General features: G+C 69.2%; 19 protein-coding genes. 12 read left to right on the forward strand and 7 right to left on the reverse strand.

Going from position 1 to position 20054, the window contains the following annotated elements:
- Positions 1 to 135: 135 nt before the first annotated feature.
- A complete protein-coding gene (locus C882_RS05145; RefSeq protein WP_009539496.1) occupies positions 136 to 747 on the reverse strand; it encodes an RNA methyltransferase in 612 nt (203 codons plus the stop codon).
- A gap of 95 nt (positions 748 to 842) precedes the next feature.
- On the opposite strand from C882_RS05145, the gene C882_RS05150 reads away from it, so the two are divergent.
- From C882_RS05150 to C882_RS05200, 12 genes are all read left to right on the forward strand, one after another.
- The gene (locus tag C882_RS05150; RefSeq protein ID WP_009539497.1) at positions 843 to 1820 is read left to right on the forward strand and encodes an NADPH:quinone oxidoreductase family protein; all 978 of its coding nucleotides are present in this window, start codon (positions 843 to 845) and stop codon (positions 1818 to 1820) included.
- Positions 1821 to 1846: 26 nt separating this feature from the next.
- The gene (locus tag C882_RS05155; protein WP_009539498.1) at positions 1847 to 2266 is read left to right on the forward strand and encodes a secondary thiamine-phosphate synthase enzyme YjbQ; all 420 of its coding nucleotides are present in this window, start codon (positions 1847 to 1849) and stop codon (positions 2264 to 2266) included.
- Between the two features lie 56 nt (positions 2267 to 2322).
- Positions 2323 to 2613, forward strand: coding sequence for a type II toxin-antitoxin system RelE/ParE family toxin (locus C882_RS23880; RefSeq protein ID WP_083875690.1), 291 nt, complete (start codon positions 2323 to 2325; stop codon positions 2611 to 2613).
- Positions 2606 to 2911, forward strand: a complete 306-nt coding sequence (locus C882_RS05160; protein WP_236262478.1) for a HigA family addiction module antitoxin — start codon at positions 2606 to 2608, stop codon at positions 2909 to 2911. The genes C882_RS23880 and C882_RS05160 overlap by 8 nt, the downstream gene beginning before the upstream one ends.
- 113 nt (positions 2912 to 3024) lie before the next feature.
- A complete protein-coding gene (locus C882_RS05165; protein WP_009539500.1) occupies positions 3025 to 3918 on the forward strand; it encodes an HAD-IA family hydrolase in 894 nt (297 codons plus the stop codon).
- Positions 3919 to 4007: 89 nt separating this feature from the next.
- A complete protein-coding gene (locus C882_RS22965) occupies positions 4008 to 5399 on the forward strand; it encodes a transglycosylase SLT domain-containing protein (RefSeq protein ID WP_160166769.1) in 1392 nt (463 codons plus the stop codon).
- 64 nt (positions 5400 to 5463) lie between these two features.
- Positions 5464 to 6726, forward strand: a complete 1263-nt coding sequence (locus C882_RS05175; RefSeq protein WP_009539502.1) for a type IV pilus twitching motility protein PilT — start codon at positions 5464 to 5466, stop codon at positions 6724 to 6726.
- A gap of 18 nt (positions 6727 to 6744) precedes the next feature.
- The gene (locus C882_RS05180; protein WP_009539503.1) at positions 6745 to 7860 is read left to right on the forward strand and encodes a PilT/PilU family type 4a pilus ATPase; all 1116 of its coding nucleotides are present in this window, start codon (positions 6745 to 6747) and stop codon (positions 7858 to 7860) included.
- Positions 7861 to 7875: 15 nt separating this feature from the next.
- Positions 7876 to 8559: a hypothetical protein gene (locus C882_RS05185; protein ID WP_009539504.1), complete on the forward strand. Its 684-nt coding sequence runs from the start codon at positions 7876 to 7878 to the stop codon at positions 8557 to 8559.
- A 211-nt stretch (positions 8560 to 8770) separates the two neighbouring features.
- Positions 8771 to 9457, forward strand: coding sequence for a type II secretion system protein (locus tag C882_RS24545; protein ID WP_009539505.1), 687 nt, complete (start codon positions 8771 to 8773; stop codon positions 9455 to 9457).
- A gap of 76 nt (positions 9458 to 9533) precedes the next feature.
- Positions 9534 to 10262 carry a prepilin-type N-terminal cleavage/methylation domain-containing protein gene (locus C882_RS05195; protein WP_009539506.1) on the forward strand — a complete coding sequence of 243 codons (729 nt, stop codon included), beginning with the start codon at positions 9534 to 9536 and terminating at the stop codon, positions 10260 to 10262.
- Positions 10259 to 12331, forward strand: coding sequence for a hypothetical protein (locus C882_RS05200; RefSeq protein ID WP_009539507.1), 2073 nt, complete (start codon positions 10259 to 10261; stop codon positions 12329 to 12331). The genes C882_RS05195 and C882_RS05200 overlap by 4 nt, the downstream gene beginning before the upstream one ends.
- Positions 12332 to 13586: 1255 nt before the next feature.
- Here C882_RS05200 and C882_RS05205 read toward each other — a convergent pair.
- The 6 genes from C882_RS05205 to C882_RS05230 form a co-directional block, all read right to left on the reverse strand.
- A complete protein-coding gene (locus tag C882_RS05205) occupies positions 13587 to 13823 on the reverse strand; it encodes a hypothetical protein (protein WP_009539512.1) in 237 nt (78 codons plus the stop codon).
- 173 nt (positions 13824 to 13996) lie between these two features.
- Entirely contained in the window at positions 13997 to 14581 is a 585-nt protein-coding gene (locus C882_RS05210) for a hypothetical protein (RefSeq protein ID WP_009539513.1), read from the reverse strand.
- Positions 14578 to 15228, reverse strand: coding sequence for a hypothetical protein (locus C882_RS05215; protein WP_009539514.1), 651 nt, complete (start codon positions 15226 to 15228; stop codon positions 14578 to 14580). The genes C882_RS05210 and C882_RS05215 overlap by 4 nt, the downstream gene beginning before the upstream one ends.
- Entirely contained in the window at positions 15225 to 16934 is a 1710-nt protein-coding gene (locus C882_RS05220; protein WP_009539515.1) for a hypothetical protein, read from the reverse strand. Before C882_RS05220 ends, C882_RS05215 begins: the two co-directional genes overlap by 4 nt.
- Positions 16935 to 16942: 8 nt before the next feature.
- Positions 16943 to 18151: a type II secretion system F family protein gene (locus C882_RS05225; RefSeq protein ID WP_009539516.1), complete on the reverse strand. Its 1209-nt coding sequence runs from the start codon at positions 18149 to 18151 to the stop codon at positions 16943 to 16945.
- A gap of 4 nt (positions 18152 to 18155) precedes the next feature.
- Positions 18156 to 20054: GspE/PulE family protein (locus tag C882_RS05230; protein ID WP_236262482.1), on the reverse strand; the 1899-nt coding region annotated here is incomplete at its 5' end.

Raw genomic sequence — 20054 nt, forward strand, 5'->3', positions numbered from 1 at the left:
GAAAGGCCGACGCGGATGTGGGATGGCCGGCCGCACGACACAAGCCTACGACGCGCAGCCGATTTCGTCAGTGCGTTTGCACGTCCCGGTAGGGGCAACGCCTGACACCTTCATACCGTGCCGACCTCTTGCTGTCTAAGCCCGGCGGCGGGGTGGCTTGCCGGCACCGGCGGTGGCGGCCTCCTCCACCTCCGCCAGGGGCGGCTGTTGGCGGAACGGGTCCATGGAGCGGAACACCGGGCCGCCGTGCACGTGCTCGGGCAGGTCCTCGGTGGGGCCGCCCGGGCGCACGGGCCGGTCGGCGAAGCGTCCGCGGCTCAAGAGCCGGTCGTACATCACCAGGACCCCCGCGATCCCCACGTTCAAACAGAATTTGGACGGAATCTTGACGATGAAGTCGCACCGCTCCTGCATCCCGGGCGACAGGCTGCCGGCCTCGGGCCCCAGGATGTACGCCGCCTGGATGGGGTGGCGGAAGCTGGGCAGGGCGATGGCGTCGTCGGTCAGTTCCACGCCCACCAGGCGGCAGGTGCGGGGCAGCATCATATCGTCGGCGCTGTCGAATTCGTAGTACGGCAGCGCGCCCAGCGCGTCGGAGGTATCGACGCGGTGCAGCTTGCGCCGCTCGTACTGGGCATCGACGGTGAACACGAAGCTGGCGTCGAAGGCATGGGCGGAGCGGAACAGGTTGCCCACGTTGAAGGGCTTGTGGATGCGCTCGACACCAATGCCGAAATAGCCGCGCATGACGGTCGTCTCTCTCTGTGATCGCACTGTTCAGGGGTGTTATAACGCGGCAAACTTAAGGAATTGCACAAACCAATCAAGCAGGAGGTGGTTTCATGCGGGCTGTCGTGGTCAAGGAATGGACCGCGCCCGAGGCGCTGACGGTGGGCGACATGGACGCGCCGCCGATGATCGAGAACGGCGTGCGCATCGCCATCCACTGCGCCGGGGTGAACTTCGCCGACGGCCTGATGGTGCAGGGCAAGTACCAGGAAAAACCGCCGTTTCCCTTCGCGCCGGGGCTGGAAGTGGCCGGCGAGGTGACCGAGGTCGCGCCCGGCGTCTCCCACGTCTCCGTCGGCGATCGGGTGATGGCGGTGGTCGACCGGGGCGGCTTCGCCGAAGAGGTCGTGGCCCACGCACCCGACGTGATCCGCATTCCCGACGACATGGACTTCGCCACCGCTGCCGCCTTTCCCGTGGCCTACGGCACCAGCCAGTTCGCGCTGGCCGACCGCGCCAAGCTGAAGAAGGGCGAGGTGCTGGTGGTCCACGGCGCGGCGGGCGGCGTCGGACTGACGGCGGTGGAGTGCGGCAAGGCCCTGGGCGCGACAGTCATCGCCACCGCCGGCGGGCCGGAAAAGCTGGCCGTGGCGAAGGAGCACGGCGCCGATTACGGCATCGACTACAAGACCGAAAGCATCAAGGACCGGGTGCGCGAACTGACCGGCGGTCGCGGGGCGGACGTGATCTACGACCCCGTCGGCGGCGACGTGTTCGAGCAGTCGTTGCGGGCGACGGCGCCCGACGGCCGGCTGATCGTGATCGGTTTCGCCGGCGGAACGGTTCAGCAGATTCCAGCCAACATCCTGCTGGTGAAGAACGTGGACGTCATCGGCTTCTACTGGGGCGCCTACCGCAAGCTGGGGCCGGAGCGCATCCACAAAAGCTTCGCCCAGTGCCTGCGCTGGTACGAGGACGGATTGCTGAAGCCCCGCGTCAGCCACCGCTTCCCGCTGGAGGACGCCGGCAAGGCCATCCTGGCGCTCAAGGACCGCAGCGTGACCGGCAAGGCCATCGTTACGGTGCGGTAACCATCACGGCGGAGCGAGGGAGTCCCATGCGACAGCACCAGATCGTCCTGGAGATCGCCACGCGCGGCACCGGCTTCGTGGAGATCACGCGGCAGGTGGATGGCGCGCTGGCGGAGGCCGGCATCGGGCAGGGGCTGGTGACGCTGTTCATCCAGCACACCAGCGCCAGCCTGACCATCCAGGAGAACGCCGACCCCGACGTCATGCGCGACATGACCAACGCGCTGGAGCGCCTGGCCCCGCGCGACCCCTCGCTCTACCGCCACACTACGGAGGGGCCGGACGACATGCCGGCCCATATCCGCAGCGCGCTCACCGACGTGTCGCTGACCATCCCCGTCCGCGACGGTCGCCTGGCGCTCGGTACCTGGCAGGGTGTCTTTGTCTGCGAACACCGCGCCCAGCCGCATCGCCGGCGCGTGGTGGTGCATGTGCTGGGGGAATGATGGAACAAAGTCATGACGCGTTGCGTTATATAACGTGAGGCGTTATTGTCTGGAGCATGATCCTGTCGTTCAAGTGCTCCGAGACCGGGCGCATCTTCGGCGGCCGTTCAAGCAGGCGGTTACCGCCCGACATTCAGAGGACAGCGCTGCGCAAGCTGCGATATCTGAATCGGGCGCACGTCTTGGAGGACCTTCGGGTTCCACCGGGCAACCGCCTTGAAGCTTTGCGCGGTGACAGGCAAGGCACCCACAGTATCCGGATCAACGGCCAGTGGCGTATCTGTTTTCGGTGGGACCAGGATCCCGGAGGACCGAGTGATGTCGAAATCGTCGACTACCATGACTGACATGATTGAAGAATGGCTTCCCAATCCCCATCCGGGTGAAATTCTGTCAGAGGATTTCCTCAAGCCCATGGGCTTGAGTCAAAACGCGCTTGCCCGGGCTGTTGACGTGCCGCCGCGCCGGATCAATGAGATCGTTCAGGGAAAGCGGGCCATCACGGCCGATACCGATCTGCGTCTCTCCCGCTACTTCGGCGTCTCCGAGGGATTGTTCATGGCGCTTCAAAACGACTACGACCTCATAAAGCGCCGCCGGCAGATCGCCGATCAGCTCGACCGCATCACCCCGCGCGCCGCCTGAATCGGACGCCGGGGAAACGGGGACTCGCCACGGCTGTATCATTCCGGTAGAACCGGAATCACGCGGCGGCCGGTGGGCGGGGCGTCGCAGGCTGAAAGAGCGCGCGGCGGACCGTGTCGAACCGGAAAACCTTTCATACCCGGACCCTGAAGGCGATCATCTTCGATCTCGACGGCACCATCGCCGAGACCGAGGACGCGCACCGCGCCGCTTTCAACCGCGCCTTCGCCGCCGCCGGGCTGGGCTGGCACTGGGACCCCGCCACCTGGTCGGGCCTGCTGGAGATCGCCGGCGGCCGCAACCGCCTGCACGCCTGGCTTGCCGACAACCGGCCGGAGCTGCTGCAGGGGCCCGAGGCGACCCACCTGCTCGACACCCTGCACGGCGCCAAGGACCGCCTCTACCGCGAAATCCTCGAGGCCGGGGAAATCCCCCTGCGGCCGGGCATCCGCGCCCTGATCGAAGAGGCGCGGGCGGAGGGTCTGAAGATCGCCATCGCCACCACCTCGCGCCGGGCCATCGCGCAGCGGGTGATTGAGTGCTGCCTGGGCGAGGGCGCGCTTGCGTGGTTCGACGCCTTCCTGGGGCACGAGGACGCCACCTACCGCAAGCCCCACCCCGACATCTACCGCCGCGCGAGCGCCCGCCTGCGCCTGCGCCCGCGCGACTGCCTAGCGCTGGAGGACAGCGCCATCGGCGTCGCCAGCGCGGTGGCGGCCGGCGTGCCGGTGGTGGCGACCGTCAATGCCTACTCCGGCGACCGCCCGTTCGAGGGGGCGCTGGCGGTGCTGTCGGACCTGGGGGCCGAGGCCGCGCCCTTCCGCCGCATGGCGGGGCCGGCAGAGCCCGCGCAGACTCCGGCGCGGGCCGGACTGGCGCTTCTGTCGGCGTGGCACGAGGCTGCGGTCGCGCCGGGGCGGGAGGGCTCGGCGGACCGGCGGCGGCGGGCCGCGGACGGCGCCGGGCGGCTGTCCGACAACCTTTTGGCAACCTCCTTCCGGCCATAATCCCACCCTGGACCATCGGCCCTTGGCGAACGACCGATGGACGGATGCCCTATGCCTTCGGTACAAGAAGGGGTGGGATCGAGTGGGGAATGAGGGATTTGCCGGTTCATTTCATCAGCTTCCGCTGGCGCCGGACGGCGCCCTGGCGCGTCGTGGCGGGGCTCTGCCTGGGCCTCGGCGCGGCGGCGGCCGTGGGCGGGCCCGCTGGGCCGGTCCTCGCCCAGCAGCCGGACGCGGCGGCCGAGGCCACCGGAGCCGCCGCACCGCCGCCGCCGACGGCAATGGGCGCCGGCGCCGGGCCGGCGCTCGCCCAGCCCATGGACCAGGACCCGCGCCCGCCCGCCGTGCCCGGCACGCCCGATGCGGCGCAGGCCGTCGCCCAGGGCCGCACCTGCCTGGAGGAAGCCCGCCGCCAGGAACAGGCGCTCGACATTCCCGAGGGCCTGCTGACCGCCGTCGCCCTGGCCGAATCCGGCCGCTGGGACGCGCAGGCCGGCGCCCTGCGCGCCTGGCCGTGGACGCTGAACGTGGACGGCACGGGCCTTTACTTCGACAGCATGGCCGAGGCCCGCGCCGCCGCCGTGGACGCCCTGCGCCAGGGCATCCGGCAGGTGGACATGGGCTGCATGCAGGTCTCCATGGCCTGGCACGCCCGCGCCTTCGAGACGGTGACCGAGGCCCTGACCCCCATCGACAACGTGGCCTACGGCGCGCTTTACCTGCGCCAGCTCTACGACCGGCACGGCGAGTGGGGGGAAGCGGTGCGCCGCTACCACTCCGGCGATGCGGCGCGGGGCGAGGCCTATCTGCGCCGGGTGCTCGACCTGTGGCAGGGCGGGGCCGAGACGCAGGCGGACCTGCCCGGCCGCATGGTCACCGCCGACCGCCGCGACAGCCCGCACCACAAGGCCGCCGACCGCCTGAAGGCCGGCGACCACGCGCAGGCGCTGGGCCTCTACCGCGGCATTCTTGAGCGCAACCCCGACGACCGCACGGCCCTGGCCGGACGGGCGCTGGCGCTGGAAAACCTGGACCGCCCGCGCGAGGCCGCCGCCGCCTGGACCGACTACCTGCGGCGCGAGCCGGAAAGCCGGCAGGCCGCCGACCGCCTGGGGATGCTGGCCCGCGCCGGCCTGCCCGCCGCCGAGGCCCGCAGCGTGCTGTCGCGGGCGCTGGCCGTGGCGCCGCGCTCCGTCACCCTGCTGGATGCGCTGGCGCGGCTGGAGCTGGCCGCCGGCGACGCCGCGTCCGCCGCCGGGCTTCTCGGCCGCGCCGCCACGCTGGCGCCCGAGGACGCCGGCGCCCAGTACAACGCCGCCGTAACGCTGGACCGCGCCGGCCACATGCGCGAGGCCGCCGGCTTCTACGAGGCCGCCCTGCGCGCCGCCCGCAAGAACCCAGCCGCCGCCGCGGCGCTGCCGCTGGACCAGGCGCGCGACCGGCTGGGCTGGCTGCGCGGAAGGCTGGCCGGCCGGCCATGAGCCCTGCCCACCGCACCCGCACCCACACCCTTAACCGCACTGACGCCAACCGGATGGACCTTCGATGAGCGAGCAAGAGCTGGACATCACCGACCTCCTCGCCTTCACCCACCAGCAGGGCGGGTCGGACCTGCATCTGACCAGCCAGCGCGAGCCCATGCTGCGCCTGTCGGGCGAGCTGCGGCCGGTCAAGACCGGGCCGCTGGAGCCCGACACGGTCAAGCGCATGCTGACCAACATCATGTCCGACGAGCTGCGCGCCGAGTACGAGCGCGAGCAGGAATGCGACTTCGCCATCAGCTTCGGCCGCGACAGCCGCTTCCGCGTCAATGCCTTCACCACCATCACCGGGCCGGCGGCGGTGTTCCGCACCATTCCGACCAAGATCCCCAGCCTGGCGGACCTCAACGCGCCGGACATTTTCAAGAATTTCGCCGACAAGGAAAAGGGTCTGGTGCTGGTCACCGGCCCCACGGGCTCGGGCAAGTCGACCACGCTGGCGGCGATGATCGACCACATCAATGAGACCCAGAACAAGCACATCCTCACCATCGAGGACCCGGTGGAGTTCGTGCACGACAACAAGCTGTCGCTCATCAACCACCGCGAGGTGGGCAAGCACACCAAGTCCTTCGCCCGCGCGCTGAAGTCCGCCCTGCGCGAGGACCCCGACGTCATCCTGGTGGGCGAGATGCGCGACCACGAGACCATCAGCCTCGCGCTCACCGCCGCCGAGACCGGCCACCTGGTCATGGGCACCCTGCACACCAGCAGCGCGGCCAAGACCATCGACCGCATCATCGACGTCTTCCCTGGCGACGATAAGGAAATGGTCCGCGCCATGCTGGCGGGCTCGCTCCAGGCCGTCATCAGCCAGAAGCTGATGAAGAGGATCGGCGGCGGGCGCGTCGCGGCGCACGACATCCTGGTGGGCACCGACGCCGTGCGGAACCTGATCCGCGAGAACAAGGTGCCGCAGATCTTCTCCATGATGCAGGTCGGCCAGCGCTACGGCATGCAGACGCTGAAAGACAGCGTGCAGGCGCTGGTGGACCAGGGCGTGGTCGACGAGTCCGAGTTGAAGGCCTTCGCCAAGGGCGACGAGGAGTACCAGGCCCAGCGTGCCGCCCAGGCCGCCGGCGGCAAGGGGGGCGGCGGCGGCGGCGGTCCCCGTCAGGAGCCCGCCCGGCGCCCGGTGGCGCGGCAACAGCCTGCCCCGCCCGCCGCCGAGCCGTCGCCGGCGCGCGAGCCCGAACCGGCCGCCTCCGAGGCCTCGGCCGGCGGCGGCGGGCGCGGCAAGCGCGGCATCCGGTCGTTCTTCGGCTAAGGGGGGAGAAACGGCGCCATGATGCTCGACTACCTGCACGCCTGGCTGACGGACCTGTCCGGCCCCAAGGGCTCGGACCTCTACATCACCGTCGGCGCACCGCCCATCCTGCGCGGCGACGCGTTCACGCCGCTGATCGACGATCCGCTTCAGGCCGGCCACGTCCAGGCCATCGTCGACGAGTTCCTGACCGACGAGCAGCGCGCCACCTTCGAGCGCGAGCGCGAGTTCAACATGAGCTACATGATGGAGGGCGTGGGCCGTTTTCGCGTCAACATCTTCATGCAGCGCGGCCTGCCCGGCTTCGTCATCCGCAAGATCACCACCGAGATCCCGACGCTGGCCGACCTGCACCTGCCCGACCAGCTGTACGGGCTGGCGGAGGCCAAGCGCGGGCTGGTGATCATGGTGGGCGGCACGGGCTCGGGCAAGTCGACGACGCTGGCGGCCATGATCGGCCACCGCAACAAGACCGCGCCGGGGCACATCATCACCATCGAGGACCCGGTGGAATACGTGCACGAGCACGCCCGCTGCATCGTCACCCAGCGCGAGGTGGGGGTCGACACGGCCAGCTTCGAATCGGCGCTCAAGAACGCGCTGCGCCAGAAGCCAGACCTCATCCTGCTGGGCGAGATCCGTGACGCCACCACCATGGAATACGCCATCAACATCGCGGAAACCGGCCACCTGTGCCTGGCGACGCTGCACGCCAACAACGCCAACCAGGCGCTGGACCGCGTGCTCAGCTTCTTCCCGCAGGACATGCACCGCCAGGTGCTGCTGAACCTGTCCATGAACCTGAAGGCGCTGCTGTCGCAACGGCTGGTGCGCACGACGGAAGGCGGCCGGCGCGCGGCGCTGGAAATCCTGCTGAACGAAGGGCTGGTGACCGACCTTATCCGCAAGGGCGAGGTCAAGGACCTGAAGAAGGTCATGGCCGAGAACCGGGCGCTGGGCATGCTGACCTTCGACCAGTCGCTGCTGGACCTGGTGGGCGCGGGCGTCATCGACGAGGACACCGCCATCGCCGAGGCCGACACCCCCGCCGACCTGAAGATCGCCCTGCGCGAACAGAAGATGGGCGGCGAGGCCGGGCTGACGGGCGTGGACACCTCGCGCCTGTCGCTCTAGCCGGCCGGCCGGGTCATGGACGCACGCCGGCGCCACCGCCAGGCCGGGCGGACGAACACGCACACCACCGTGCTGGTCCTCATCGTCGGGCTGCTGATGGTGGCCGTCGCGTGGAGCGGCCGCGACCTCTATCGCGCCGTCCAGGCCTTCATGACCCGCCAGGACATCGAGTCGGTGCGCAGCATGGTGCTGCGCTACCACCACCGCTGGAACGCCCTGCCCGGCGACGACCCCCGCGCCGCCGCCCGCTGGGGCCTGCCGCCGCCGCTGACCCCGGCGGATGACGGCGCATCGCGCGACACCACGGGAAACGGCCGCATCGACGGCCCGGTGCTGGCCCTGGTGGACGTGCGTACCGAAGGCCACATGGCCTGGCGCCACCTGGAGGCCGGCGGCAGCGGCTGGGACGGCGCCTGGGGCCGGGTCGGCTTCGCGCGGGCGCCGGTCAACCGCTATGGCGGGCTGATGGCGCTGGCCACCGGCGCCTTCGGGCTGGAGGGGGCGGCGCTCTGCCTCACCAGCGTGCCGGCCGAGGCGGCGCGCGCCCTGGACGCCCGGCTGGACGACGGTGCCGCCGAAACGGGCCGCGTGCGCGGCGGCACTCCCGACGCAAACGGAACATTAAGGCGTGCCGGTCTACCTTTGGAGGAAGATCGGGCGGCCGTGCTGTGCGCCGGCGTCGCCCCTTCGGGCGGCTAGCCCAAAGGTCATATGAGGTATGCCACGGCTCAAAACGTCTTCAATTTGAGTTATGTTACCCCTATCTATCGCGTGCCATTGCGCGATGGGGCCATGGCCCATGGGCCGGCGCGCGCGATGGCCGACGACTTAGCGAAACCGTCCCTCTGGTGAGGGGGACGCCGGGGCGGTGGCCCGTCACCGGCGGTGTGGGAACAGAAGGAGAGGTTCCGTGCTCAAGACTTTCCGCGAGCGTCTGGCGCTGAAGCGTGACCGCCAGTCGCAGAAGGGTTTCACCCTGATCGAGCTGTCGATCGTGCTGGTCATCATCGGCCTGCTGATCGGCGGCGTCATCAAGGGCCAGGACCTGATCGAGAACACCAAGACCACCAAGGCGATGCAGGAACTGGAAGCCGTGATCGGCGCCACCCAGGCCTACATCGAGCGCTACGGCGTGCGCCCGACCCAGGACGACACCAACCGCTTCGGCCTTGGCACCGTGGCACAGGACAATGCGGCGATCACCGGCGCGCAGGAAACCGCCACCATCGAGCGCATGCGCCAGGCCGGTCTGCTGCCGCTTGAGCCGGGCACGGCGCAGGTGACCGGCACCTTCCCGCAGCACGTCTTCGGCGGCAACATCGTGGTGACCGACTCCTTCCGCCTGGGCTTCCAGGGCGGTGCCGGCGCCGCGGCGACCCCGACCACGAACACCGTCTGCCTGGTGGGCGTGCCCAGCTCCATGGCCTCGGCCGCCGACGCCAAGTACGACGACGGCGTCGCCAACACCGGCTCGGTGCGCGGCTTCTGGCAGACCAACCAGCAGCCGGACATCGACGACACCGACACCACGGCCGCCGTCGCGAACTTCGGCTGGACCGATCCGGACAGCGGCATCATCTGCCAGGTCGTCCGGTAAGGTTGCTTGAGTGCAAGGGCGGCGCGCCACGGGCCGCCGCCCTTTCCTTTTCCGCATCAGTCGGGAGTCGCACCCCTTGGTCAGACCGCACAGCGCCGACCAGCGCGGCTTCAGCCTCATCGAAATCTCGATCGTCCTGGTGATCATCGGCCTCCTCCTGGCGCTCAGCGCCGAGTTCGCCGGCAATTACCTGGAGAAACAGCGCTACGCCAACGCCAGCAGCAAACTGTCGGCGATAGAGAAGGCGATGGTGCGCTTCGTCGCGGTCACGGGCCGTTTGCCCTGCCCGGATACCAATGCCGACGGTGTGTCCGACGGATCGCCGGGTAGCTGTCCCAACATTACCGGCTTCGACTCGGCGCTGGGTCTCGGCACCGTACCGTACGAAACGCTGGGCATTGCCCGAGATATCGCGACCGATCCGCAGGGCACCCTGTTTGCCTACGCGGTGTTGGAAGACCTTACCGACACCGGATCGCCACCCTCCACGCCCGCACCCTTCACGATTACGCAGCCGGCACAGTTGCAGAACGAGGGCTTCGAGGTGCAGGTCGACAACGCCACAGTACAGGACCCCACGCTTGATCCCAGTGCGGGCGAGCTGCCGACCGGTGCTGCATATATCCTGATGGCGGAGTTGTGGTACGACGATCCGGCAACCAACGGTGAGGACGGTCTGGGCGACGCCATCGACGCAACAACCAACGACATCGACCTCGCTCCCTCGTACATCAGTGAGCTTGTGCGCCGCCCGACCGTCGCGGAGGTGGCACGCGAGGCCGAACGAATGAACTTCTCGTCGTGAACAGCTGCGAGAAAGGCTCCGTCCTGCCGATCATGGCGGCCATCGTGACGGGCATCGGCCTTGTCGTGGCTGGCATCAGCGTGTTCGTGGAGGAAGAAGAGTCTACGCGCCTGGAAACCTCGGCTCATCCGAAGCTGGAGCGCATCGCCGATAGTCTGGTGACATACTACAAGGCCACCGGCGCGCTGCCCTGCCCGGCGGATGGCCGGGCCGGCGATGGCGAGCCCGCCAAAGATGCCTCCGATGAGTGCGACGCAAACCTGGACGCCGAATACGCCGTCGTGCCCTATGTCGCGCTCGGTATGGCCGACGCCCTTGATCCTTGGGGTCAGCAGATCAGCTACAGGCCGCACTCCGAACTGGCGAAGAGTCCACCGCCGTCGCCGCCGTTGGAAGACAATCGGTTCACTGTCGATGATCCAATGAACGTTTGCGCCGATTTTGAAGCGGCGTCCTGCACTCTTGTCAAATCGGGTGCCGACGACGCTGCTTTCGTCATCTTCAGTCACGGCCGTCCTCGCGCGGGCTCAGAGGACGGCGAGAGCGTATACGGGAACGGAGCTTTCGACGCCGCGGGCAACCGCAATCTTCTACCCCAAAACCCTGCCGAGCTACACAACATCACTACGCCGCCGGGCGACGATGTGAATTATTTCGCCGAACCCCGCACGGCGCCGGCCTTGATGGGCGGCGATCCCGAAAATGACGTTCCCGCCGAGGCCTTCGAGCAGATCCTTGCCTATCGCGAAGTCGATAAGGACCTTGGGGCGTCTGACGGCACCGGCGGCACCGAGGACGACTACGACCTGGACCTGAACAAGGACTCCCAGCACGACGAGTTCGTCACCACCAAGGACGAATCCTCGGGCAGCGACAAGTCGCAGCCGGCGGCGCTGGGCGAGCGCCAGGGCGACAACAAGAACTGGGTCGGCTTGGGGAACAACAACAACGACGATCGCGTCGGCGAGGGGCAGAACAGCCGCGCCGCCTGCGCCTGGTATCCCAAGGCCCTGCGATGGGAGCGCGGCGAGACCATGCGCGGCGCCTTCGAGTTCCAGTTCGCCCCCGGCGAGGCGGACGAAACCGAAGACCAGGAGCACGGCGGCGGCTTTACGCTCGCCATCACCGCCGGCCCGCGCCGTGTCACCGATGCCGACGGCAACGCCATCTGCGGCGAGGGCAACGACAACAGCAACATGGGCCTGGGCTACAAGCACGGCACCTTCGGGCTGTCGGGCAAGTACGACCCGGATTTCGACTGGGATTTCTTCTTCGGCGGCCAGAAACCGCCGCTGTTGGGAACCGGCACCGATCTGCGGATGCCGAAGATGGCCATCGAGTTCGACACCTTCAACAACGAGTACGGCGACGAGGACAACCTGGAGCGCAACCACGTCGCGCTGCTGACCACCTGGGACAAGGACTACATCGGCAACGGCAACGGCAACAATCCGTCCTGTCCGACGACGCTGAACCTCAACGCCGCGACCTATGATGCGACCGTGCCGCGCTCGGGCACCTCGGCGCGGGCCTGCACCTACGACGCCAGCCTGGCGTCGTGGCTGGAATTCGTCGGCAAGGGCAACACCAAGCAGGAATACCCCGCGCCCTGGTTCACCGGCAGCGGCGGCGCGGCGCCCTATGTGACCCGGTTCGAAATCGCGCGCCTGTGCGACGACACCTGCACCACCTGCGGCATCGCCGAGCCGGACAGCTACACCACCAACACGGAATACAAGGACAGCCGCGACCACATGTGGGTCCGCGCCTGGGTCCAGAAGAAAGAGGACATGGTGACGGAGAAGTTCCTGACGGAACTGTCCATCAACCTCGTCGACATTGATGAATACAAGACCGGCGGCCGACCGGCGAATTTCATCAACTATTGCGGCAAGGACCCGAGCATGCAGTTCCAGAACAGCGCCCTGAACCAGTCCAGCTTCCGCCGCGACATGGTGATGTTCGACACGGTCAAGGTGGGCCTCACCGCCGCCGCGCCCAAGAGTGGCGGCGGCGCCAAGGGCTCGGGCATCTCCATCACCGACCTGCGGGTCAAGCTCGCCCCCTGACCGCGGGGAGCGCGAGGGGGCCGCGCCGGCTCCCTCGCATCCTCTGGCGGCGCGGGCCGCCGTCCTCGGCCATGGTGATGTTCGACACGGTCATGGTGGGCCTCACCGCCGCCGCGCCCGGGAGTGGCGGCGGCGCCAAGGGCTCCGGCATCTCCGTCACCGACCTGCGGCTCAAGCTCGCCCCCTGATCGCGGGGAGCGCAAGGGGGCCGCGCCGGCTCCCTCGCATCCTCTGGCGGCGCGGGCCGCCGTCCTCGGCCATGGTGATGTTCGACACGGTCAAGGCGGGCCTCACCGCCGCTGCGCCCGGGAGAGGCGGCGGCGCCAAGGGCTCCGGCATCTCCGTCACCGACCTGCGGGTCAAGCTCGCCCCCTGACCGCGGGGAGCGCGAGGGGGCCGCCCCGGCTCCCTCGCATCCTCTGGCGGCGCGGACCGCCGTCCTCGGCCATGGTGATGTTCGACACGGTCAAGGTGGGCCTCACCGCCGCCGCGCCCGGGAGTGGCGGCGGCGCCAAGGGCTCCGGCATCTCCGTCACCGACCTGCGGGTCAAGCTCGCCCCCTGATCGCGGGGAGCGCAAGGGGGCCGCGCCGGCTCCCTCGCATCCTCTGGCGGCGCGGACCGCCGTCCTCGGCCATGGTGATGTTCGACACGGTCAAGGCGGGCCTCACCGCCGCTGCGCCCGGGAGTGGCGGCGGCGCCAAGGGCTCCGGCATCTCCGTCACCGACCTGCGGGTCAAGCTCGCCCCCTGATCGCGGGAAGCGCGAGAGGGCCGCGCCGGCTCCCTCGCATTCTCTGGCGGCGCGGGGCGAGGCGTGTTTTCGAGGGTGTATGGAAACCGGTGGCCGCTCCCCGACAGGCACTCAGCAGGACGGTCAGCACCGTAGGTGGATTCCTGCTTCCGCAGGAATGACGGTCTTTTTTGTAATATAAGACAATATCTTGCGATAATCCGCCGCCCCTGCGAAAGCAGGGGCCCACAGACGCCGTCAGCCGCCCTTGCGACACCTTTGGGGTCGCCCGCAGATGTCTTGACACTCTCTTTCGCGGGGGGCGACGGTCGGTTGAGTGTCTGACTCAGTGCCCTTTCTGTGTGGCAATCCTGCGAACGAGGCGGCGAGGAAATCCGGCGTCGCTGGTTCATGCCGCGCCGGTGGCCTCAACGACCGCCACCGCTTGGAGTCCCGCCTGCGGTCCGTCGGACGGCGGCGCCGACACGCGGCCCCGCCCCCCCGTCCCGGGCCTGGACCTGGGGCTACTTGCACTTGACCGGCAGGCCCTTGATGCCGAGACGTTTGAACTTTTCCTCCGCCAGTTCGACCGCCTCGCTGTTCGAGTCGGCGGTGACGTGGGTCATCTTGTGGGGGCTGCCGTTCTTATAGGTCCAGCATTCGTAGGACATGCTGGCCGCCGCCGAGCCGGCGCCAAGGGCCAGGGCGGTGACGGCCGCGATGGCGGCGCCGGCGACGGTCGCCAGGGTCGGATGCGTCATGGTCAATCTCCTCAAGAGGCGCGAAACACGCAACAACGGTATGGGTTCTCGTCCCGCCGCGCAACTTGAGGATGCCTTGAGCAGCAAATAAACCTCAAGCGCCGGCGCCGCCGCCTTACCTGTCGGTTGCCGTCCCTTGAGCGCGGGACGCGCGACGGGCCGTGCCGGGTCCCTCAGTACGCCTTGCCCTCGACCACCGCGGCATGGGACGGCAGGAAGGTCTGGTGCGGTTCCAGGCGCACCAGCCGGGTGGTCTCACCCCAGTCGACGGCCAGGGTCACGGCGCGGTCGTCCACGTCGGCTATGCTGAACAGGTGGCCGGCGTCGCCCGGCCGCAGGGCCTGGCCGTTGATCCACACCGTCCATTCCCCCGGCGCCCGGTAGAGCAGGCCCGACAGGTACAGCGGCTGGGTCAGGCGCGGCTTGGGCGGGGCGGGCATGGCCGTGCCGTCGCCGTCGTCGGCGTCCTCGCGGATCAGGCCGCCTTCGCGCAGCGCCGCCTCGATGGTCAGGCGCTCCCTGAGGGTGAACATCAGCGTGCGGGGCGGCGCGGTGTCGTCGCGCGCCGGGGCCACCACCTCGGGTGCGGGTTCCGCCGCCGCGGCCGCCGGGCTTTCCGGGCCGGGCGCGGTGGCCGCCGGCTGGGAGGGGGCACTTGGCCGGGCCGGCGTCTGGGCGGCCAGCGGCCCGGCCGCCGTCAGGGCAAGGGCGGCCAGGGCAACCGGCCGAACGGAGCGGAACAGGCGGGATGCGGTCATTGCGTGGCCTCCCCGCTTGCGGCCGGCGCCGCCGACAGCCAGTGATAGGTCAGGCGCCCGCGCACCAGCGGCACGGGCAGGCCGCTGCGCAGGGTCTGAAGCTTTTCTGGCGTCACGTCCTCGCGCGTCAGCACGGCGCTTTCCAGCACCAGATAGCCGGGCAGGCTGCCGCCGATGTCGCCCATCAGGTCGAACAGGTCGGCGTCCAGCATGCCGTCGGCCGCCATGACGACGGGGGCCGTCAGCATGCGGTACTCCGTGCCGGCGATGCGGTGGGACGGGCCCTGGCTGCGCGGGTGCAGGGTGATGTCGCCCTGCAGCCGGTGCGAGGCCAGCTGGCGCTCCAGCGCGCGGCGGGCCAGCAGGCGGTTGCGCTCTCCGAACAGGCCGCGCGCCAGCACCTGCTCGTAGCGGCCGGTGTTCTGCTGGACGAATTCGATGTCGCGGCGCAGGCGCATGGCCTCGCCCTCGACGCGCGTCACCTCCTGCTGCAGGCGCTGGGCGTCCTGCCCCCAGGTCTCGACCAGGTGCTCGCCGCCCAGGAACAGGACGCCGCCCAGGGCCAGGGTCACGCCCATGACGATGACGGAAACGCGCGTGCGGCGGCTGAGCCGGGCGAAGGCGCGGGCGATGTCGGCGGTGGTCATGACGCGGCCCCCCGGCTGATTTCGACGCGCATGGTGAAGCCTGCCTCGGCCTGTCCGCCCGCCGCCGCCGGGCTGCCGTCGGCCGCCGGTCCGGCGACCGTGCGGGCGGTGCCGTGCAGCGTGTCCATCCGCACCGACGCCGACAGGGTCTGGTCGGGCAGCACGGCCACCGGCGGGCGGACCAGCACCACCTGGGCATCGGGCAGGGCGGCGGCCAGGTCCTGCATGATCCGGGCGGACAGGACAAGGGCGTCCTCGGCGGTGGCGGGATCGTCCAGGACCATCTCCAGCCGCGCCCACAGGCCGTCGCCCTTGGGGGCGCCGCGGCCGACCTGGCCCGAGCCGCCGCCGCCGCCGCCGCCGCGCCCGCCGCCGCCCTGGTTCTCGGCCTGGACCTGCGTCACGGCGCCGTTCTCAAGCTCCAGCCGCACCACGTGGGCGCGGTTCTGAAGGCCGGCGTCGACGGCGCGCAGGAAGGGCACCACGGCGCGGTCGGCACCGGCCATGGTGTCGGCCAGCGCCAGGGTGTCGCGCATGACCTGGGCATCGTAGGGCAGCGCCGCGTGCTCGGACTGGACCGCCTGCAGGCGGCTCTGGGCGGCGGGCAGGGCGATCTCCAGCCGTTCGATGCGCTGGTGGGTGTCCCACAGGGCGGTGCCGGCGGAGTAGGCATAGAAGGCCACGCCGCCGATGGCCGCCGCCGCGCCCAGGGGTGCCAGGGCCTCGCCCAGCTGGCCCAGTTCGGACTTCTGCTCGGACGGCCGCGCCAGCGTGAGCGCCGGCTTGGCCTTGCGGGCGAACCACGCGGCGTGCAGCACGTCGCCATAGGGCTGTTCGGGCTTGCCGACGCTGCCCAGGCCCAGGCGCTCGCCCACCGCATGGGGGGTGGTGACGTTGACCGACTCCGCCTCCCACTGCTGGGCCGTCAGCGCCTCGGCCAGGTCGGGGTCGACGATCAGCGCCAGGTCCAGCGCGTCGCCCTCGCGGTAGCCCATGCGCTTGACGTAGGTGAGCGTCTGGCGGAAGTCGCGCACCATCATGGCGGCGGCCTCGTCGGCGGGCATGTCCTCGGGCGGGGCCGGCGTCAGGCGGGTGAGCATCATGCGGCCCTGCTTGGCGACGATCTGGCGCAGCCCGCCCGACACGTTCATGGTGGTCATGATGCGCCAGCGCACGCCGCCGCGCGCCTTGGCCTCGGCCTCGAACAGGGCGTTCATCAGGCTTAAGGATTCCAGCGGCAGCAGGTGGATGCCGGCCTTGGGGTTGCGCAGGCCTTCGTACAGGCGCACCCAGGCGCTGACGTGCTCGCTGCGGGGCAGGCCGCAGAACAGGTAGAACAGCTTCTTGCCGCGCGGATCGCGGCCCTGCGGCATGGCGGCCTTCCAGATGTCGCCCGGCGTGGCGACGGCGGCATGGCGGCGGGTGACCTTGGCCTGGTCCATGCGCCCGACCTTGGGCACCGGCTCGTCGCGGTAGATCTGTTCGAAGGTGTCGGCCAGCAGGGCGACGGGGGTTTTCGGGTCCTGGCGCAGGACCGATTCAATCTCGGCCCCGCCCTCGGCGGCCTCGGCGGGGACGATCCAGGCGTTCTTGACGGTCTTGCCGGAGTACAGGGTCAGGACCGCGCAGTCCTCGCCGATGGTCAGCACGTACTTGCGCCGGCCGCGCCCCGACAGCGAGAGGGAACCAAGCGATAGGGATGCCATGCCGCGCCTCACCCGCCGATGTTTTCAAAGGAGTCGTAGACGGGGCCGAGCACGCCCAGGATGATCCAGATCATCATCAGCCCGGCCACCACGGTCAGCGCGGGTTCGGCCATGGCGATGATCTTGTCCACCGTGTCGTCCACGTCGCGGTCGTAGAAGTCGGTCACGTTCTCCAGCGTGCCCGACAGGTTGCCGCTTTCCTCGCCGATCTTGACCATGCGGGTGACCAGCCCGGGAAACTGGCCCGACTGCTTCATGGCCGACGACAGGGGCTCGCCCGTCTGCACCTGGTCGCGGACGGTGGCCAGCGCCTCGGTCAGGCAGCGGTTGACCACCACGCGCTGGGCCGTCTCCAGGCACTGCAGGATGGGCACGCCGGAATTGAACATCACGGCGAAGAAGTGGGAAAAGCGCGACAGGCTGATCTTGCGGATGGTCGGCCCCAGAGTGGGCAGGTTCAAGAGCACCCAGTCCACCTTGTAGGCGAAGGCATAGGACGTCTTGACGCCCGCGCGGATCAGCACGAAGGCCGCCACCGGTCCCAGCAGCACGACGTACCAGTAGTTCGTCATGAAGTCGGACGTATGGATCAGCGACAGCGTCACCGCCGGCAACTCGGTCCCCTGCGCCTCCAGGAAGCCCACCACCTGGGGCACCACGTAGGTCATCATGAAGGTGAACAGCACCACGATCATGACCAGGATGAAGCTGGGGTAGCGGATGGCCTTCTTGACCTTGGCGTTGACCTCGTCGGTCCACTTCAGGTGCTTGACCAGCTGGGCGAAGCTTTCGGTGATGTTGCCCGATTCCTCGCCGGCCGCCAGCAGCGAGGTGAACACCGGGCCGAAGATGCGCGGGTGCTTGCCGAAGGCGTCCGACAGGGCGGCGCCGTCGCTGACATCGCGGTAGATTTCGGCGATGACGTTGCGCAGGCGGGCGTGTTCGGTGCTTTCGCGCAGGTCCGACAGGGCGTCGATCAGCGGCACGCCGGCGCCCGACAACTGCTCCAGGTGCATGCAGGTCTGGATCAGGTCGCGGGTCTTGATCTTGGGCGCCAGCGCCAGCGTCAGCTTGCGTTCCTTGACCACGCCGGCATCCACCAGCTCCAGCCCCAGTTCGTGAAGCTGCTGGAACAGGTCGGTCTCGTTGGTGGCGTTGATCTGCCCCCGGACCGAGCGGCCCTTGTCGTTGATGGCGCGGTAGGCGTACTGCGGCATGGCGTTACAACCTGTCGGTGATGTTCACCGCCTTCGTCAGGGCCGTGATGTCCATGATGCCGTCCAGCACCTTGCCGATGCCGTCCTCCACCATGGGGATGAAGCCGAACTGGCGCGCCTGCTCGCGGATGTGCGACAGCGGGGCGTCGGCGATGATCATTTCGTCGATGGTGTCGTTGAAGGGCAGGATTTCCGAGACGCCGACGCGGCCGCGGTAGCCGGTGCCGCGGCACTTGTCGCAGCCCACCGCCTGGCCGATCTGCGGCGGGTCGGCGGGGTCGACGCCCAGGATGCGGCATTCGTCCTCTGTCGCGGTCTTGAAGGTGCGGCAGTCCTCGCACAGCTTGCGGCCCAGGCGCTGGGCGACGACGCCGATGATGTTGCCGGCCATCAGGCTGGGGCGCAGGCCCAGGTCCTGCAGGCGCGGAATGGCGCCGGCGGCGTCGTTGGTGTGCAGCGTGGTGTAGACCTGGTGGCCCGTCATGGCGGCGCGCACGGCCATGCCGGCGGTGTCGCCGTCGCGCACCTCGCCCACCAGGATGACGTCGGGGTCCTGGCGCATGAGGGTGCGGATGCCGTCGGCGAAGGTCATCTGGCTGCCTTCGCGGATCTGGCTCTGGCGGATCAGCGACAGCTCGAACTCGACTGGGTCCTCGAGGGTCATGATGTTGAGGTCGAGCGAGTTGATGTAGTTCATGATGGCATAGAGCGTCGTCGTCTTGCCCGAGCCTGTCGGGCCGGTGACGATGATGATGCCCTCGGGCCGCTTCACCATGCGGGTGAGCATCTCGAAATTGTGCTGCGAATAGCCCAGGTCGCGCATACTCACCTGGGCCGACGACTTGTCGAGGATGCGCAGCACCAGGTTCTCGCCGTGCACGGTGGGCAGCGAGGAGACGCGGAAGTCGATGCGCTTGTTGGCCATGGACAGGCTGAAGCGGCCGTCCTGCGGGTTCAGGCGGTCGGCGATGTTCATGCCCGACATGATCTTCATGCGGTGGCTGAACGCGCCCCAGTGCTGTTTGTGGATGGTGCGCACCTGCATCATCATGCCGTCGATGCGGTAGCGCACGCGCAGGAAGTTGCCTTCCGGCTCGAAGTGGATGTCCGACGCCTTGCTCTTCACCGCGTCCAGCAGGATGGCGTTGACCAGGCGCACGACCGGGTGGGTGTAGCCGCCGCTGGTGTCGTCCAGGGCGGCGGTGTCCAGGTCGCCCTCCCGCAAGGAGTCCAGCTCGCGCAGGATGCCGTCGATGGACAATTCGTGGCCGTAGTACTGGTCGATGGCCTGCTGGATTTCGGTGTCGGAACACACCAGCGGCTGGATTTCCCAGTCCGGCGGCAGGTAGCGCTTCACCTGGTCGAGCGCCAGCACGTCGTAGATGTCGGCCATGGCCAGCCGCGCCGTCTTGTCCTGCACCGTCGAGGGGAAGACGCGATAGCGGTTGGCGATTTCCAGCGGGATCATCTTCAGCAGTTCGGGGTCGACCATGCTGCCTTGCGGGTCGAACCGCTCGAACCCCGAGTCCTCGGCCAGCACGGCGGACAGCGCCTGTTCGGTGATGAAGCCCAGGTCGACCAGAAGCTCGCCCATCATCTTGGGGCTGTTCTTCTTTTCCTGCAGCGCGACGGCCAGCTGGTCCTTGGAGATCAGGCCGCGCTCCACCAGCTTGTCGCCCAGGCGCACCGGCGGCTTGCCACCGCCCTGGTCGGCGGGGGCCGGTTTGGGCGCGGCCTCGGTCGCCGGGCGCGGCGCCGACTTCGGCCGGCCCTTCGCGGCCGTGTCGAAGCGTTTCGCCTGCGGCTGCGGCTGCGGCTGCGGCTCCGGCTCATCCTGCGGCGCGGCGGCGGCGGCGGCCGCGGCCCTGGCCGGCGCGGCAGCCGGGGGGGGGTCGGGCGGCGG

Source organism: Caenispirillum salinarum AK4, from assembly GCF_000315795.1.
Classification (GTDB): domain Bacteria; phylum Pseudomonadota; class Alphaproteobacteria; order Rhodospirillales; family Rhodospirillaceae; genus Caenispirillum; species Caenispirillum salinarum.

Excerpts from the sequence above, each read along its gene's own strand:
- C882_RS05145 (WP_009539496.1), bottom strand. The coding sequence starts at position 747 with ATGCGCGGCTATTTCGGCATTGGTGTCGAGCGCATCCACAAGCCCTTC.
- C882_RS05150 (WP_009539497.1), top strand. The coding sequence starts at position 843 with ATGCGGGCTGTCGTGGTCAAGGAATGGACCGCGCCCGAGGCGCTGACG.
- C882_RS05155 (WP_009539498.1), top strand. The coding sequence starts at position 1,847 with ATGCGACAGCACCAGATCGTCCTGGAGATCGCCACGCGCGGCACCGGC.
- C882_RS23880 (WP_083875690.1), top strand. The coding sequence starts at position 2,323 with ATGATCCTGTCGTTCAAGTGCTCCGAGACCGGGCGCATCTTCGGCGGC.
- C882_RS05160 (WP_236262478.1), top strand. The coding sequence starts at position 2,606 with ATGACTGACATGATTGAAGAATGGCTTCCCAATCCCCATCCGGGTGAA.
- C882_RS22965 (WP_160166769.1), top strand. The coding sequence starts at position 4,008 with ATGAGGGATTTGCCGGTTCATTTCATCAGCTTCCGCTGGCGCCGGACG.
- C882_RS05175 (WP_009539502.1), top strand. The coding sequence starts at position 5,464 with ATGAGCGAGCAAGAGCTGGACATCACCGACCTCCTCGCCTTCACCCAC.
- C882_RS05180 (WP_009539503.1), top strand. The coding sequence starts at position 6,745 with ATGATGCTCGACTACCTGCACGCCTGGCTGACGGACCTGTCCGGCCCC.
- C882_RS05185 (WP_009539504.1), top strand. The coding sequence starts at position 7,876 with ATGGACGCACGCCGGCGCCACCGCCAGGCCGGGCGGACGAACACGCAC.
- C882_RS05205 (WP_009539512.1), bottom strand. The coding sequence starts at position 13,823 with ATGACGCATCCGACCCTGGCGACCGTCGCCGGCGCCGCCATCGCGGCC.
- C882_RS05210 (WP_009539513.1), bottom strand. The coding sequence starts at position 14,581 with ATGACCGCATCCCGCCTGTTCCGCTCCGTTCGGCCGGTTGCCCTGGCC.
- C882_RS05215 (WP_009539514.1), bottom strand. The coding sequence starts at position 15,228 with ATGACCACCGCCGACATCGCCCGCGCCTTCGCCCGGCTCAGCCGCCGC.
- C882_RS05220 (WP_009539515.1), bottom strand. The coding sequence starts at position 16,934 with ATGGCATCCCTATCGCTTGGTTCCCTCTCGCTGTCGGGGCGCGGCCGG.
- C882_RS05225 (WP_009539516.1), bottom strand. The coding sequence starts at position 18,151 with ATGCCGCAGTACGCCTACCGCGCCATCAACGACAAGGGCCGCTCGGTC.